Origin of the sequence: Pedobacter suwonensis, assembly GCF_044762335.1 — a bacterium.
In the GTDB taxonomy this organism is placed as follows: Bacteria; Bacteroidota; Bacteroidia; order Sphingobacteriales; family Sphingobacteriaceae; genus Pedobacter.
Genome location: NZ_JBIWEB010000002.1, coordinates 297,400 through 315,295, shown reverse-complemented (window position 1 = coordinate 315,295; position 17,896 = coordinate 297,400). Strand labels below are relative to the sequence as shown.

The 17,896-nt window shown below is 38.9% G+C and carries 8 protein-coding genes; all 8 read right to left on the bottom strand.

The window, feature by feature from the left end; all coding sequences use genetic code 11:
- Positions 1–122: 122 nt before the first annotated feature.
- The 8 genes from ACIQXP_RS04800 to ACIQXP_RS04765 all read right to left on the bottom strand — a co-directional run bounded on the left by ACIQXP_RS04800 (position 123) and on the right by ACIQXP_RS04765 (position 17,760).
- Complete coding sequence (locus ACIQXP_RS04800) at positions 123–2,549, bottom strand: GAF domain-containing protein (RefSeq protein WP_387504680.1); 2,427 nt, start codon at positions 2,547–2,549, stop codon at positions 123–125.
- 143 nt (positions 2,550–2,692) lie between these two features.
- A complete protein-coding gene (locus tag ACIQXP_RS04795; protein ID WP_387504679.1) occupies positions 2,693–6,307 on the bottom strand; it encodes a BamA/TamA family outer membrane protein in 3,615 nt (1,204 codons plus the stop codon).
- 168 nt (positions 6,308–6,475) lie between these two features.
- On the bottom strand, positions 6,476–7,390 hold the full coding sequence (locus ACIQXP_RS04790; protein WP_387504678.1) for an SdiA-regulated domain-containing protein: 915 nt from the start codon (positions 7,388–7,390) through the stop codon (positions 6,476–6,478).
- 300 nt (positions 7,391–7,690) lie between these two features.
- Positions 7,691–9,733, bottom strand: a complete 2,043-nt coding sequence (gene ppk1, locus ACIQXP_RS04785) for a polyphosphate kinase 1 (protein WP_293742488.1) — start codon at positions 9,731–9,733, stop codon at positions 7,691–7,693.
- Positions 9,733–10,947, bottom strand: a complete 1,215-nt coding sequence (locus ACIQXP_RS04780; protein ID WP_293742487.1) for a Pycsar system effector family protein — start codon at positions 10,945–10,947, stop codon at positions 9,733–9,735. The genes ppk1 and ACIQXP_RS04780 overlap by 1 nt, the downstream gene beginning before the upstream one ends.
- Positions 10,948–12,048: 1,101 nt before the next feature.
- Positions 12,049–14,331: a S9 family peptidase gene (locus tag ACIQXP_RS04775; RefSeq protein WP_387504677.1), complete on the bottom strand. Its 2,283-nt coding sequence runs from the start codon at positions 14,329–14,331 to the stop codon at positions 12,049–12,051.
- The gene (locus ACIQXP_RS04770; protein WP_387504676.1) at positions 14,312–15,424 is read right to left on the bottom strand and encodes a thioredoxin family protein; all 1,113 of its coding nucleotides are present in this window, start codon (positions 15,422–15,424) and stop codon (positions 14,312–14,314) included. The genes ACIQXP_RS04775 and ACIQXP_RS04770 overlap by 20 nt, the downstream gene beginning before the upstream one ends.
- Positions 15,424–17,760, bottom strand: a complete 2,337-nt coding sequence (locus ACIQXP_RS04765; protein WP_387504675.1) for a DUF5117 and DUF5118 domain-containing protein — start codon at positions 17,758–17,760, stop codon at positions 15,424–15,426. Before ACIQXP_RS04765 ends, ACIQXP_RS04770 begins: the two co-directional genes overlap by 1 nt.
- Positions 17,761–17,896 lie beyond the last annotated feature (136 nt).

Below are 17,896 nucleotides of genomic sequence, written 5' to 3'. Positions count from 1 at the left end.
ACCAATTCTTTAGATGCCCATCCGATAGCTTATAGGATCAAGCTGAGTATGACACACCGTCAACTTTAATTCTTTTGCCAGCGCTAAATCTGTTATTTGATACAGCCTTTTAAACAACCTGTTTAATGCTGTAATACATTAGCAATTTCCTTTTCGATTGACTTGATCTCTTTAGGCTTAAGTTTTTTAGCCGTATCTGTTTTAGTTGCCGCTTTATCTTCCAGGTACTTTACTCCTACCCTTAAGGCTTTTAAACCTGAAACGCCTTGAAGCTCATCCAATTCAAGCTGTTCCAAATCATCGTTCAAATAACCCTGAACCTGCATGTATTTAATATATTCAATATATTCCTTTGCTTCTTCAGGATTAAAGTAAACCATCGAAATTTTATGCGGCTGGGTTAAACGCTCTGTTGTACCTTTTATCAGCACCTTATCAATACGCTTTTTAACCACTTCATAACGGATGTTATAAGCTCCTTCCACATCGAAGCGGCGCTCATCGTTTCTGAAACTAATATCAATAGCATTTGAATGGATAAAAATCAATTGCGTGGTTTCGAGCGTGCATGGCATCTCGGCAATTAAACTTTTTGACAAACGGGCAATATCAACCATTGAGGTAAGCTGCCACAAACGGATATTTTTCAGGTAAAGCAAATCGAACGGTTTTTCGGGTGCAATATCCTGACCAATGTAAATATCGTATTCTACGCCATCTGTCCTGAACTTGGCAAAATAGCAAGGATAAGAAGCCTGGAGTTTCGACTGCGATTTTTCCAGGTATTGGCTAACTTCGGTATTAATCAGCTGCATAGAAACTTCAAGCTGCCTGCGGTTTTCGAATGCGGCACCGGTTTCTGGCACCACCACTTCGAAATACTGATCTATGAACGCTGTAGTATCAGGATGGTTGGCTTTAATGATAGACAGGAAAGGATAAACCTCCACTTCCAAAAATTCATTCAACTGGCTTTCTTCATTGGAAGAAGCAAAATCGCCTATTCTTTTAATCCAGTCTTTACAGTTGAAAATCAGCTTATCAATAAGCGCTAAAGAAACATTTTTACTAATAAACTTTAAAGTATCAATCAGGGTATTTAACTGTACTTCCAAATCATTTTTTAGCGCCTTGTTACGCTCGGTAGTAGAATTCCGGATATCAATAGCCCCAAAAAGCGGATAAAGATGCCTAAATGTAATGGTTTCGATTTCCTTCAACTTATGATAACCATTATTCTGTTGTAGGAAATGCCAAACGGCCTCGTTAAATTTCCATTGAACCGAAGGCTGCAGCGCAGTAAATTTATCCATCAGGATTTCATCCATCTTGGCATTAAATTCTTCAATGCTGTACTGGAAGAGCTGACCAATCAAAGGCATAGCCGGACGCAACCTTGATAACAACTTATCATCAACGGCTACTTCCTCTTTAGAATATACTTCCAGCACGCCCGCCAACTCTTTATTGTAATAGACAGGCAAAATGGAATAAGAACTAACGCCCGCAGCTTTTAAAACCTTTAAAAAGGGATCTCTTTCTATCTGTTCTTCTTTTATGGCACTTATAAAAATAGAACGCGGGTTTTCCTTGTATTTATCAACCAGGGCATAAAAAACTTCTTCTTCTAAATTAGAAGCTTTTGCTGAATTGATAAGCATGCTTTGAGAAAACTCCTGGTTATCAAATACCAGCTTATTATTAACCGTTAAAAAAGGCATTAAGCCAAATTCCAACTTACTGTTACCACTTAATGTCTTCAGTGCATGTATAACATGGCTGTAAGCTTCTGTTTGATAGTTATGATCAACAAGTGCATCACGAATACCGTCAATAGCGTGCTGTAGTGTTACATCGGTAATAGAAATAATGCTGAAACCTTCGAAATGAAAATCACTTAACGGAAGGTTTTCCAATAAATATTCCAGTTCCGTTTCTTCCTGGAAATGTTTGCTCAAAGCTTCAAAATTAAGTTCAGGCAAATCGCCTTTGTGCATAATTTCGACAAATTTGGTATCTGTTTGGATATTGTAATACTGCGTTAATTTAGTTTCCTGATTAATGTGCGCATAAATAATCTCATTTTTCAGTACTGATGTAAAATTGTAAAAACGACCAAGAATGATGTTGTAAATAAACTTAAGCTGTTTTTTCTCAACAGGCTCGTTATCCTTAGTCACCTTATTTTTAGGATCGTGATCCTTAAAAAAATTATAGAATGCATTGGTACTAAAGAAAATCTGATCTGGAATCGGTGTACTTAATGCCCAAAACAAATCATTTTCATTATCCATTAAGGGTGTTAGGATAGTAAAAATTAATTCTAAGGTATCTTTATATTGAGACAGATCCTCTGGGCTGATGTTGCCCAGCAGCACATCGTCTTTTTCAATTTTTTGAAGTAAAAACCTGTAAAATTCAGATTTAACCGATTTTTCTGTTTTCAGCCTGCTTTTTAAATACTCCACAAGGGGGCGGAAAGACAGAGAAGACTCTACCTGGCAATGTATACATTCGTTTTTATGTATTTGTATGACATTGGTATTCATTGTATAAGTTCTGCTATAGGATAAAAATTATAATTTTCTAATATGTTACTAATCAACTGCAAAGATAGCTACTGCCACATGGGTTGTTAGTCTGCTGAACGTAAATACTTCAGGCAAACATCCATCATACTGTCATTACAAATTTAGTACCTAAAATTGATTGAAACGTATGGATACCAGCCATCTGTTGAATGTCCCATCACAAATCGTACAACTGTGAGTGATGCAGGGGCAAAATAAACCCCGGCTCCTACGCCATGGTGCCATAAATTTGATTTCTCATCACGTTTCCACACCCTGCCCACATCATAAAAACCGAGCAAGCCAACTTGTCCGGGTAAAACATAACTTACTAAATCGCCAAGCTTTGCCCTGAGTTCTAAATTGTTGTAAAACATATGTTCACCAGCGAACCTAAATTGCCTGTAACCTAAAAGATTGCCTTGTCCGCCTAAAAACAAAGCCTGGTAAAATGCAGGTTTACCTATGGTTACACCTCCGCCAAAACGATCGGCAAGAATAAAATTCTTTCTTCCGTCCAGATTTTTATATAATGCTATACTTGCTGTGAACTGTCCATAAGAGTTAGAATACTTATTTACGCCTTTGTAGCCCAAAAGCTTAAAATCTACAAAGCTGCCTAAGGTTGGTAAGAGATCATTATCGCGGGTATTATTGGTAAAGTTTACAAATGCACCGGCAAACATCTTTTCATTTCTAACGGTAAGAGAATCAGAAGAATGCAATAATGATGGGTTTTCGATAAAACGGCCATTGTTATCTTCCTGATTATATTTATAATACTGATATGAAGGACCAACGCTAAAAGTCGATTTAGGGTGGCGCCAGCGGATGGCAGCATCTACCTGATACAGATTAAAGCGTGCACGGTAATACCTGATATTCTCATCGTCGTCGCGGCGTTCGTCAAATGGGGTTTCATTACCTAAACCAAAGAAATTTTGCGTATTATTCGGGGCGAAAGCATCTGCCTTCAACACAAAATCACCTTTACCCAAAGCTTTTAACCATTCCCCTTTATAATTGAACCTAAAGGCTTTTGTAGAGAATGAATGCAGAAAAGAAATGGTTTGCGAATTGCCATAAGGTTGCTTTCTGAAACCAGGGTTGGTCTGTTTATAAATCAAACCCAATAATATTCCGTCATCCTGATTATAACCGGCATTTAATAACCAAGAATTCCGGCGGTACATATCTTTAGGGATGTAGCTGAAATTTGACGTATCGTTTGAAATAATTTTCCGGATCTTATCCTGGTCGCTACCCATGTAAGTTGCTTTGGTGGTCCGCCCGTAAAGCTTTACTGTGCCATTGCTGTTTGCAAAATCGTAAACTTTATTACCCTTGCCACCAATAATCCGCAATTTAATGTTCGAGTTTTTATTATCCAGTATCAGGCTATCATTACCGTTATGCATATATACCCTGATCTCTTTGGTTACCTTAGGATCAAATTTCCGATCAAAAAGCTCATCCTTGATATTACCCTCCTTAGATATTTTATTGATTTTTACACGCAATCCGTTATTAGGAGCATCAGTGATCTGAATCAATTCATTTTTGTTAGTCACCTCAATATCTACAATTCGGTTGAAGAAATGGTAATATTCGTTCATTAATTTTGGCAGCGTAGCAATCCGGTTACGCAGCTGGGCCATAAAGGCATCATGATGTAATGAATAACTAGGTTCTGGCAGTTTTCTCAACGCTTTTTCAAAAACTTCATCGTTATAGTTCGCGCAGAAATCTTTTACAATTTTATCGAATTCCTCCTCGTTTATATTGGCAGTCCAGCGGCTGCTGATTTCTCTTCCTTCCCACAAAAACCAATTGATATCTTTTATGCCACGTTCATAGCCCTGCATCATAGGCAATAAAGAAGAAGATTGCGTGTAACGTTGCAAAAGCCCGTCTGATCTGAAAAATACCTGGTCACGATCTCGTGGCACCGGAGAATAAAGCGAACCATCTTTAGTCTTGGTTTCCTTCCACCGCCACTGGTCTTCATGCCTGTCCCAATCGCCCAATAACACATCAAACGCCCTAGCCCTTACCCAGGCCGGCCCATCTAATCTATTATCGTTATCTTCTGTCAATTTTTTATCCATTTTAGGAGAATTGTCTGATTCTCCCGTAGGTTCCCTTTCTTCAAACAAACACAACGTGTTGGCAAACGCAGGTTCAAATTCGCCCAGGTTATCATCCGGAGAAACCCAACCGATAATGGGGTTGCTATGTGCAATGCCGCCCGCTTCAGCAAGTTCCGGAACTACCAGCGCTGAAAAAGGATGCTGCGCAGACATATTATCTTTTAAAATATCTTTAGCAAAAGTTTCGCGCAATGCTGCAGGCAACAATACCTCCGGAAATTTTTCTACGCTGCGCAATACATATTCTTTACCATTTTTATCTTCTAAACGCAAAGATCGCGATTGGTTACCTCCACCTCGTTTTGTTGCTTTTAAGCCTCCCATCATCTGGGAAATGCGCAGCACAGGTACTTTGGTTTTCGCAGCATATTCCTTGCGGTAATTTTCGCCAAAAATAACGCGGTGAAAACGACCAACGCTATCATATTCCGGCTTTACACGAACAAAAATACTGTCAGCCGTAATCGGTTTATCCCTATTTCGTATCGTTTTAGGTATGGTTTCGAACTTTTTGATGTAACTGTAAACTTTTTTAACACTTGTATCTGAATAAATATAATATTCGTAGCGCATATCGTTGTTATTCAATTGATCGGCCACCACATAACCTTGCTGCATTTCGTGAAACAACGACGTTTTGCCTTCTTTATTTGGTGATACTTTTGACCCTGAACCACTGATTACCTGCAGTTGTTTTCCTTTGATCAACTGAAGGCCATGTTCATGCCCTGCAACATAAGTTACGTTTGGATAATCGCCAAATACCCCGGTAACCGATTTAATCATATCCTTATAAGCCGGATGGTTTAAATCTTCGGGGCTTAATAAAGTAGAACGTAACAAAGGGTAAACAGAACCCAAACCAGGCAAAGGGATGTAAAGATTTTTATTTAAGGAAGTTAACGGGAAAAGATGGTTCCTCAAATTAAAGTAACCACCATGCGGGCCATAACTCTGAAAAGGATGGTGTGATGCCAGCAGGATTACCTTATCTTTGTTTTCAGCCAATAACTCGTCCATTTTTACCAGCACCTCGTCTTTCGTGTGGCAATCACAATCGTCATTTGGATTGGTTTTGTTATATGGAAATAACCACCATTCGCTATCATAAGCAATGATGGTGAGTTTATCTGTTAATTTAATGGCTATTGGATCGGGGCAGCCATTATCTGGGATAAGTTTAAGCAAAGGGTCATTCTGTTCCCTTAGATAATCGCCCTGCGCTTTTATTTTGGCCAGCCCTTTTGGCCCGGATTTATCCCAATCATGGTTGCCGGGAATAAAATAAACCGCAGCGCCCATTTTACGCATCGGTTCGAACTGCGAGCGCAGAATCTTTTTGGTTTCTTCTTCTTCTACACTTCCGGGTAACCCCATCCCGGTTGGATAAATATTATCGCCCAGATATAAAACGGTGGTTTTTTGGGGAAGAATCTGCTTAGCTGCATTTTTTAAATCCTGCATTTGGGCAGCGTTCATCTCGCCTGCATCGCCAAAAAGAATTACACGGTATTTTACATCATCCTGCGCAAAGGCAATGAAGTTAATTAAAAATAAGATGGTAAAAAGGGTAAATCTTTTAATCATAGACTCGGCATTTGTATAAAGGTAGTTATTTTAAAATTTAATTTTTTCCTGGAAATCATTCGTTATGCTGATCCTGGGGCTATCGGATTTATTTCAGCATCTATATAGAAGAAAAGATCCTGAAATACATTCAGGATGACGATCTCCTTAGGATACCACTACCGAAATTTATTTTTTCAACTTAAACATTAAAATATTTCCTGCAGATAGCGTTCCGCCCTCGTTGGAGATGTATAGATTATTATCGCGATCAAAAGCGATGCCTTCTGGCTGGTTAAATAACTGCGGATCCAGGGGATATGTGGCTTTAACCTTGAAATCAGCATCTGTAACGACCAATAGTTTATTTACGGATGAAAGGATGTACCACTCGTTAGTTTGGGGATTTTTAGCCAATGCAGATGGACGGAACCGTGATTTTGAACTTCCGGATGCTTTTTCGATTGCTTTATGTGAGAGGCTAAATTCTCCGGCTGCTGTTAACGAAGCATCATCAGCAACTTTAAACCCATAAATACTGGATGCTTTTGCTTTAGAATCAGCTTTACTATCCTTGGTCAGCACATAAATCATATTGTTTTTTTCATCTGCAGCCAAGCCTTCATATTCGGCTTTTGGTACCAGATCTTTGGTTTTGGTTACATTGCCGGCTTTTGGCTTGCCTAATTCAGCAATTGGGAAGGTATGTAGCTCACCATTGCTTTTTAACACAACGAAATATTTTTTAATAATGGTTACATCTTCATAATCGCCTTTACCACCAAATTTGGTAAATTTTGATTCTTTATCGCCCAAACCCAGATGAAAAAGGTCTCCATCTTCATCCTGAATGGCAAAAACTTCCCTGGGATCGCCATTATGGAATACAATACCTGAAATTTCAAAAAGATTTTGCGGCATATTATATTTTACCGGTTTTGTTAAATCGTAAGGTAAATTCGATTTTTCTGCTCCGCTTACTGATGCAGTTGTACTGTCTGAATCCTTTTTTTTATCCTCGCGGTTACTATTCACACAGGATACGCTAAGAAAAGCTGAAGCGATTAAAAGACCTGAAGCCAAAAGAGTTTTATTGTATTTCATAAGGGTAAAATTTAATGGTTATGTGCCATGGTCTGTGTCCTCACAGACCATCGGTAAAATTACATTATACTAACTTAATCAAGTGGTCTGTGAGGACACAGACCCCGAAGTAGGGGAAAATTTAATTACTTTTTATTTATCCCGTCATTCCCAGCCAAAATTGTCATCTCGACCATCGTGTGCCTGCCCGCACTGGCGGGGAGAGATCTATTATAGTCACCTATCGCCAGGCAGATTCTCCATTGCGCTACGCTTCAGTCGAAATGACGACCTTATCGAGATGACACAGACCCATGCGCATTATGATTTATTTTTCAATAATTGATAAATATCATGTTGAGAGGAAACCAGAACCCCACCAGTTTTTACAGGTATATTATCCATGTTTTCAGCTATACAAACCGCCTGCACGTTATCTTGTTTTTGAATTTCGATAATATCCATTATTTCTTTCTTAATCTGCTCATTGTAAACCGGAAAACAAACTTCAATTCTTCGGTAAATATTCCGGTTCATCCAATCGGCAGAGCCCAAATAAACATCATAATTACCCAGGTTATTAAAAATAAAAACACGTCCGTGTTCCAGATAACGATCTACAATCCGGGTAACTTTGATATTTTCGCTCATTCCTGCTACCCCAGGAATTAGGCGGCAGATGCTCCTTACGATCATGTCGATTTTTACTCCAGCTGAAGAGGCTTCGTAAAGTTTGTTGATCAATACTTTCTCTTCCAGATTATTCATTTTAATGGTAATGCCTGATGGTTTGCCTTGTCTGGCGTGTTCAATTTCCCGATCAATAAGGTTGAGAAAAACCTGCTGTAAGTTAAACTGGGCCACCAGTAAATGATCGAATTTAATCTGATCAGGAGATGAAGGCTTAACCCGTTTAGCCAGAAAAATGAAAAGCAGTTCTACTTCCCGCAGCATTTCTTTATTGGCCGTCATTAAGATGTGATCGGTATAAAAAGCAGCGGTGCTTTCGTTAAAGTTTCCGGTAGCAAACAAACCAGCGTAACGCATTCTATTCCCTATCCGGCGTTTTACAAGGGCTACTTTTGCATGCACTTTAAGCGCGGTGACACTATAAATAATATCAACGCCGGCATCTTTCATTTTTTTTGCCCATTTGATGTTATTGGCCTCATCAAAACGGGCTTTAAGCTCAACCAGAACGGTAACTTTTTTACCGTTCTTTGCTGCGCTGATTAAGGCATTTACAATTTTAGAATCGCTGGCCACACGATAAAGCGTAACATAAATCTCCCTCACTTCGGCATCAATGGCAGCTTCATTAAAAAACCGCAAAACACTATCATAACTCTGGTAAGGCGTGTGTATAATGATGTCGTTTTTATAAATGGCTTCGGTTAACGATCCGTCGATCCGGTCGGTATTACAGATCTTTGGCCAGTTTTGGTTGGACAATTTTGGTAAACTCACCGGAAAGGCCATAAAATCTTTCAGGTTATGATACCGTCCTCCTTCTATCCTGTTTGCCTTTTTCAGGTTAAATAGTTTTTTAAGCAGTTCGAATACATTGTCAGGAATACCGGGTTGGTGAAGAAAACGTGTGGCCAAACCCAAATCGCGTTTCATCAATTGTTTTTCGAGCTGTTCTGATAAATTACCGGGGTATTCATCTTTAAGATCTAATTCTGCATCTCTGGTAATTTTAAAGCTATAACATCCGGTTACTTCCGCCTGCGGAAAAACGCGGTCTAAATGAAAACGTACAATATCATCCAGAAACACCACAAAAGTTTGATCTCCTGATTCTACCTTATAAAAACGCGGCAACTGGCTGGAAGGGATATTTAAAATCACTACTTCGGCATCTTCTTTCGTTTTTAATGTAATCAGAAAGTAAAGCTCATTATTGGAAGGGAAAAAATCGGAGCTGGCATTTAAATACACCGGCTGCAAAAAGGCCATCACCTGACTTAAAAAATACCTTGTAGTACTTTTCTGAATGTCTGACGGAAACGGCTCCCCGTAGATTAAGTTTATTTGATTTTCTTTGAGCAATGGGATCAGATCTGACTGAAGTACCTTACCATAGCGCTGTTGCTGATCAGAAATAAGCTGATTGGCCGCAGTCAATAAATGATCATCAATCCTGATGTCGTTATCTTCTTTGTTGCTCAATTTTTCCAAAGCGAGCAGTACCGGCATCCTTACCCGATAAAATTCATCAAGATTGGAAGAAAAGATAGCTAAAAATTTAATCCGTTCCAGTAGCGGAACGGTGCTTCGCTCTGCCTCCATCAGAATGCGCTCGTTAAACTTTAACCAGCTTAAATCCCGATTAAAAAAAGAGGTTTCTATCAACTGTTCCATTAAAGTTTACCGTAAGCTGCGTAAGCAATTACAAATGCCAATACCGCTGCAATTAAACCAAACATGAAAATATTATAAGCCAGGCGGATAAGTTTATATTTCCGGCCTAATACCACCCCTTGCGAGTATACATCCGTAATTAAGGTGCCGTATAAAAAATCTTTATCGTTCATCACCTTAATCATACCATCGGTATAACTCGGCAAACTCATTTTGTAGAAATTGCCAAAAAACAGGAGGTTTACCTTTTTCTTATCCATATCTTCCTGCGTAAATTCTCCTTTTGGTATGGATGGACGGGTTGATAAAATGGAAACCACTACGCAGGTTAAACTCACCAACAATAAAATAAATGTCGGGATAATCAGGTTGCCATGATCTTCCAGTCGCCTTAACAATAAACTCACGATTAAGGAAAGCATAATTGAATTTACTGTAATGAGGATATGTGCCTTGTTATCGGCCATATCGCTCAACCTCTGGTTATTGGCCGAGGTAATCCTGAACATCGTTTCAATTCCCTTATCTGGTCTGTTGTCTTTATCTTTTTTCTTTTTTTCAGTAACAATAACCGGTGCAAAGTTTTTTGGTTCCTGAAGCTCAGTGTTGATTACTTCCTGTGCCGTTAGTTTGCTTTTCAGTTTTTCGATGTTTTTTTGTTTCTGATCGCTTAACAACAGATTGGCATAATCGGTATGGTAATGGTGCGCTTCCAGAAACTGGATGTCTTTTTTGCGCCAATCTGATTTACTGATATCTTTTTTGTAGATCCGTTCATTTTCTTTATGCATCAACTTCCCTTTTGCACGAAAATCGGCCTGACCTAAATGAAATAAATCTGCATCACAAAGGATTTTATCAATATCATTTTTAGGATTTTGAGGGATTTTGGTAGCCAGTATTGCACTTTTAACCTGATCGCGGATTTCCTGGTTCACCTGATGGCTGGCCAGAAAATCATCTGCCAATTTTGCTCCTTTTGCTTCGTGGTTTAACGCGTCTTCAAAATATCCGGTATCATGAAAATAGGCAGCAACCATTACTGTAAAAAAATCCTGTTCGTTTAACTGGTAGTGATTGGCTATCTGCTGTGCGGCATTTACCACTTCTTGCGTATGTTCCAGGTTGTGATAAACCAAACGCGGATCGCTATGGGTATGGAAATAATTAACCACATGCTTTTCTACATCTTCCTGTAGTTTTTTATAGTTCATGAGCGTATTGTGATTGTGATGATTGGATAGGATGAAAGAAATGCATTTTCTTAAAAATATTTAAAACTGAAAACCTGGATATCATTTATAGAGATAAAATTAAGTTATTTTTTTAAAAACGATACAGATCGGCGCTCAACAATAATAATGCCCTGTTTATTTTACAATCAGATTAAAGCCGCAGCATACAAACCATGTTTTTTATCGTCCAACAGTAAATTCTTAAACAATAAACTTTAGCAAAGGTAGGTGTTCTTTCAGCATGTTACCCGATACATATCTGGTGCAAAAATGCAGCTACTTTTTAATGACGATAATTTTGTGAACCAGTGCCGATGCTGATCCATCGGTAAGTTGCACTACACTACCATTTTTCCAATACTGGGTTACTCCGGATTTTCCATTGCTCCCGTAATAAAGCTGTTTGTAAATGCTGCCTCATATTCTGATTTTATTTTGAAGTTCAACAAAAACAGGTGCATATAGTTTTTCGGTGTTATATATTTATTTTTGGCTAAACGGGGCTTAACTTATTTAATTGTAGATAGCTCATTACGATACGTAAAAACCTGAACTCAATAATTATTTAATTAAAATACTGCCTAATAAACGCCCCATCCCTGGCCGATTCGTAATTACGCTGTCTCAGAAATGATTTTGGAGATTTTTGGCAGAATAATATTTTGAAAGGGCGTCATTCCCATGAAAACAGGAACCACAGAGTGCTCAGTGAAGCTAATCTTAATGCGATAGAACAGCAACTAAATAAGTCCATACCAAAGCATTAAGATGCCCAGTCAAGCTGAGCATGACGACATACCCAAATTTAATTCTCCTGCTATTATTTAATCTGTTATTTTGAGACAGGCTCATCTTTTTAGCTGGAAAGACACTGATATGAATTACCTTCGGTGAGCTCGCAAAGGCTCGGTTCAGGGTGACGGTCTCTTAATCAAAAGCTGATATAAGCTATTTGTTTAACCTACCAAAAAGTAATATTAACGATCAAAATAGGTGTGGAGTATTTTAAATAAAAAACGGAGCGGTTATCCAACCAGCTCCGCTCATCATTAACTAAAAATTAGCAATCTATTGCTATATCTATTTTCTATCTGCAGAAATGTTTTGTTCAATAAAATATTTTGCGAAATAAGCCCGCATTCGTTTTTCGAAATAAAACTTCGCAGCGCCTTCATAGTGGTGATCCTGTCCGGGCAGCACCATTAAATCAAAATCTTTATCGGCCTTGATGAGCGCATCGACCATCCGGTAAGTATTGGCAGGATTTACATTTTCGTCCACTTCGCCGGTGACCAGCATTAAATGGCCTTTCAGATTTTTGGCCAGATCTTCATTGATCGGCATTTTCTTTTCCAGCCCCTGGTAAGTTTCGCCCCAGGTGCGGTTGTATATTCTATTATCGTGGTTTCCTGATGAGGCTACGCCTACTTTATAAAAGTCAGGATATTTACACATGGCGGCCACCGTCATCATGCCCCCACCCGAATGGCCAAAAATGCCTACCTTGTTCAGGTCGATATAGGAAAACCGCTTTGCCAGCTGCTCAATTGCATACTTATCATCGTCTATTCCGCTATCACGAAGGTTACCATAGCCAAATTTGTAATATTCGGCATTGCGTATGGGCGATCCTCCCCTATGGCCAACCGCCATCACGATAAATCCCATTTGTGCCAAAGCGGCATTATTATATTTATCGAGTACGGTAAAATCGTTCCAAACGGTTTCTATCTGAGGACCTGGATAAACCTGCGAGATAACCGGATATTTTTTAGCCGGATCAAAATCAAAAGGTTTCCAGATCAATCCATACAGGTCGGTTATGCCATCTTTAGCTTTTACGGTAAAGGGCTCTGCATTTTTCCATCCATAAGCATATAGATTGCTTACATTTGGCTTTAATACTTCGGCTATCTGTTTCCCGTCAATTTTACGCAATGTAGTTACGGGAGCCATGTCTATACGAGAATAATTATCGACAAAATATTTTCTATCTGGCGAAATATATACCTGGTGGGTGGCATTTTCAGGTGTTAGCAAACGTTCATTTTTGCCACTTAAAGCCACTTTATATAGCATAGCATAGTAAGGATCAATATTTCGTTCCTTACCATAACCATATAGATAAATATCTCCCTTAGCGGTATCGATGGCAGAAATTTTTCCGGCCGTAAAATTGCCTTTGGTAATGCGGTTGAGTAAATGGCCCTCACTGTTGTAACGGTAGTATTGGCCCCAACCTGCTCTGTCGCTCCACCAGATAATTTCCTTTCCTCCTTTTATAAATGAAACATTGAAAAAATCTTCGTTAATAAAGGGTTTGCTGGTTTCCTGTATAATGGAACGAACATTCCCCGTAGCCAGGTCTACTGCACAAAGTTCCATTTCATCCCTGCTGCGCTTACGCCTGATTACGTAAATCTCTTTCGTATTTCCCTGAGCCTCTAAAGTTTCCACCTGCTGATCAGGCCAGCGTTTGAGGTCTACCTTTTTGAAAGAACCGCTCTCGGCATTGCCAATATAAAGTTCATATTGTGCTACGTCCTTATCGCCCGGTAATTCATATTTATAGGTAGATACCCGCGGTCTTGGCGTTACCGCCGAACTGATTACAGACAGGGTAGCTACTTTCCTGGTATCTACCCGTAATGCATAAAAATATTTAGTGCCTAACCATTTTGCATTAGAAGGGTAAGCTTTATCTGTAGTGTATGCACCTTTTTCATCTACACAAAATGAAAAATTAGGTTCTGCATCAAAGCTTAACTGACGTTCTTTTTGCTTATTTACAGTTGGGGCGATGTACAGGTTATGCGCTCTGGCGTAAAGTTCCCAGTTACCATCAGCAGAAACACCAAAACCAACTGTTTTTTTTACCGTACTTTTAACTAACTGTAAAGTAAGCTCCTTCGTTTCATAGTTATAATTGTAAGTTTTTGTACCGTATTTTACCAACACGCTTTTTCCATTGTCTGAAAAATCGGCCCAATACAAGATTTTCTTCTCGTCAACCGCTTCCTTGCTAAGTACTTTCAACTGCCTGATAATTTCAGATTTATCAAAAAGTGCTTGTTTTTTACCCGTTAACATATTCACGATGTAATGCGTGCTTTTCTTGCTGGCGGTTATAACTGAATCGCCTGAAAAACTTATCTGTGCTGTAGTTGAACCGGGTTCATCAGCTATAAACCAAAAATAATTACTGTTTTTAATAAAAAAAGGAATCACCTTGGTTGTGCCAATAAGCTTAGCCAGATTGGGGGCATCAAATTTTTGCGCAGCTTTATAGTTGGCTTGCTGTGCAAAAGCCGCTGCACAGCAAAACAAGCAAGCACACCATAAACTAATTTGCTTTAGGCGCATATCTTTCTTTTAAAGACTGAAACTGTTTAACTAAGTAAGGATTGCTTGAACTTTTCGAGATTTCGTCAGAAAGTACTTCAATTTCTGGAAAATCGTAACCCTTGATTGTTCTGGCGAAAGTATAATAATCGAAAAGGATATGACGGTTATCTTCAGAGAAAGAAGCGAGGTGTTTGATAAATAAATCTGTAACCTTATTAATGTCTTTCTCTCCTGCTGCCATAGCAATGTCCATCATCACTAACAATTGCTTTTTATCTGGCATCTCCATTTTTTTAAGCTGCGATTTGTACACTTCGTATGTTGCTTTATCATAAGGTTTCACCTTTACATAAAATCCATTAAGTGTCCAGGAAACGATCTGCCTGTAAACTGATGACAGCTTTTTATCTACCGTATCTTTGGTATTCTTTGCGGCAAAATCTTTCCAGTTATCCGCCAGGTATTTAAAATTAGGACTAAATAAATCAGAGAGATACATGGTATATCTATTTTGTCCGAATAAGAACCAATTCTCCGGACTGGCTTTTTGTTCGGGCATGAGTGTGGCCATGAATTCGGCATTCAGCTGTTTGGCCTTCGAAATTTCCATCACTTTAATCTTATGCCTGATGTAATTTCTCATAAATTCGGGCGAACGATCTCCACTTTCATACATTGCATTTAACCTTGCCTCTTCACTTGTTCCCAGTCCTTTTCTGGCGTTAGCTATAAAATCTTTCGCCGGCATGCCGCCCACAAATTTGTTTTTGATTTTTCCTTCCACATCTAATACCAGATAGGACGGATAGGCTTCTATCGTAAACATTTTTTTTAGTGCAGGGCCTTCCGCTTTTTCCATATCAACTTTAATGTTGATGAAATTTTTATTGTAAAAATCAGCAACACTATCTTGTGTAAACACATCGGCTTCCATGTGTTTGCAAGGAATGCACCAGGTGGTAAAACAATCTACAAAAACCAATTTGTTTTCAACTTTAGCTTTAGCCAAAGCTTCCTGAAAGGTTAAATGTTCGAAAATGATTTTTTTAGTTTGAGCTTTCGTTGTTATGCTTAATGAAAGCAGTAATAAACCTATAATTAAATTTTTCATTATTTTGCGTTTAGGTCGTTATCCATTAACATCTTCATCAATTGAAAATGATCTTTGCTTAATTGGTTGGTATGAGATTTGGCAATAGCGTCGATGTGTTTGCTTAATGAAGCCATATAACTATTCAATACCACGCTAACTTCATTAAGTCCGGCACTTACTTTATTTTTTCCGTTCAATGCCAGTAAGCTTCTGATGAATGTGGCCTGTATATTACGCTGATAGCTACTTAATGCTATTTTCGAATCGAAATTCATGAATAGATAACGGTCTATATTATCAAAGAGATCCTTCGTTCCGAAAATGCCTTTTTGCCCAGAATTTTCTGCTTCAATTAAATTTTTAATTAAATCGACATTGGTTAAGTAATTAACTACTTTAACTGCAGTTTTTGTCACTAAAGTTTCTGTGTTGGAACCATCGGTAAACTGTGCTCTGTCGTTCCGGGTCCAACTGGGTACTGCTTTCAATACGTTTTGATATAAAAACTCAAACGTGGCCTGCTGCCTTGCTTTGGACACATAACGGATAGGCACATCATTATACCCCTTCATTACGGTATAACGTTCTCTACCGCCAATATTAGGCAACACACTGGTCACATATTGATCGTATGCCATAATAAAATTTGCAGCCAATAACATATAGGTATCTGGTGTATCATCATTCATCTTTGCAGCGATACCATCTAATTCAGGATAAAAAGCCATCAGTTTAGCAATGCCTTTTTGTGCAGCCTCGATATTTTGAGAAGATAGGTCTTCAGCCTGTGCAAGGGGGTTGCTTTTATCTTCTGCAGTGTAAAAGAGCGCAAGGTCAATCTTGCCGTCTTTTAGAAAATTAGGTTTGATCGGTGCATCAGGGAATTGTCTATAGGCCCAGTTGATCGCAAAATGATCGTAAGCGCCAATACCGGGGATAAACAACTTACTGTTAAAACCCTTTGTAGGCACCATCAAGAAATTAAAGTTCAATTCATCAGTGATTGAAGAAGTGAAACCATGGGTCAACACCCATTCTGGACTACTGATCTGCGCTATGTTATAAGCAGTGCTACCTGCGTAATTAGGCAACATACCTAGTGCCTCGGCCATCGCCTGACCCAGCTTAAATTTTAGGATATCAGCCCTTACTGCTGATGAATTGGCATCTTTTTGTATACGTAGATCATATTTACCACATTGTACAAAATATTTTTGTAGTAAGTTGTCAACTACCCGGTCAGAAAAAGTAATCTTTGCCGTTTTAATCTCACCGGTGCGTGGATCTTCGACCGTTTCTACCTCTGGCTTAGCAGCAACGCCACCCCAGGCGATCATGATGGTTCCTTCTTCCATTACCTGCTGCCTGGCCTGCTCCGGAAGTACGACTTTGATGACCTCTTTGAATCCGGCGGTTTCGAAGCATTTATTCCAAGCCAATGCACCTTCCTTAAATGAATTGATCAAAAACTTAGGAACAGATGGGTGGATATAAACGATTATAGGTCTTTCGGGTGCCACCAACCGACTAGACTGATACTTAGCTAAGTCACCAGCAGCAACTTGAACATTCCATTTTCTAATGATGTTCACCTTTTTAGCCGCATAACCGGTTAATCCAAAATCGGTAAAAGATTTGGTGCTGAACCCAATTCTACGGTCGCTGATGCGGATAGGCATATTCTGCGCCGAAAGCTCTTGAAATACCAAAGAGATCTGAAAGGTAAAAGCCTGATCAATAGGCTTGCCATTGTAATCTCTGGAAGATGCGTTTTGAGACCTGTAAACGTTAAACAGTACACCTTTACTAATGGGCACTACTTCTTCTACGGCCGATCTTGAAGGATCTGGATTAGCGATTAAATTATAATTTTTAAACGAAAACAGCTCTCCGCCCTCAATCAACTGCCTCGTAATATCAATGATGTAAGATCCGGAGTCTTTGCCTAGTGCTTCTATTTTAAATGTAGAGCTAATTGGCTGTAAGGTAGAACCAGTTAATAGATTCGCCATAGATTCGTTAGCCACTGCTTGTTCACTATAATCGCTTTTAGTTACAAATAAATTATCGGCATTGCCCTTGCTAAACTGCAGTATTCCTGATGATTTGGCAAGGTTTGCCCCACCATATCGGATGTCGCCCACTACTAGGATATCTTTATTAAATTGCTGCGTGTTAATTTGTAGATAGTACTTATCGTCAAGCTGATAAATTGGGAAGGATCCCGGAATAACTTTCATGTTTTGTTTAAAGAATTTATCAAAGCTTAACGGGCTGCCTGGTTTATTGGTTTGAGCAATCAGCTGTATACTAAAAAGCCAACCCCATACGACTATTGCGAATATTTTTTTCATCTATTTCTTTTTTAGTTTAGGCTTTAAAGCCGCCAAGGCTCTTCGTTTAATGTCTAATCTCACTAAGTTAAATCACTATAACTTACTGCTCATCTTCTTATCAACTGACGGTATTGATCATTTTACTGATAATGAC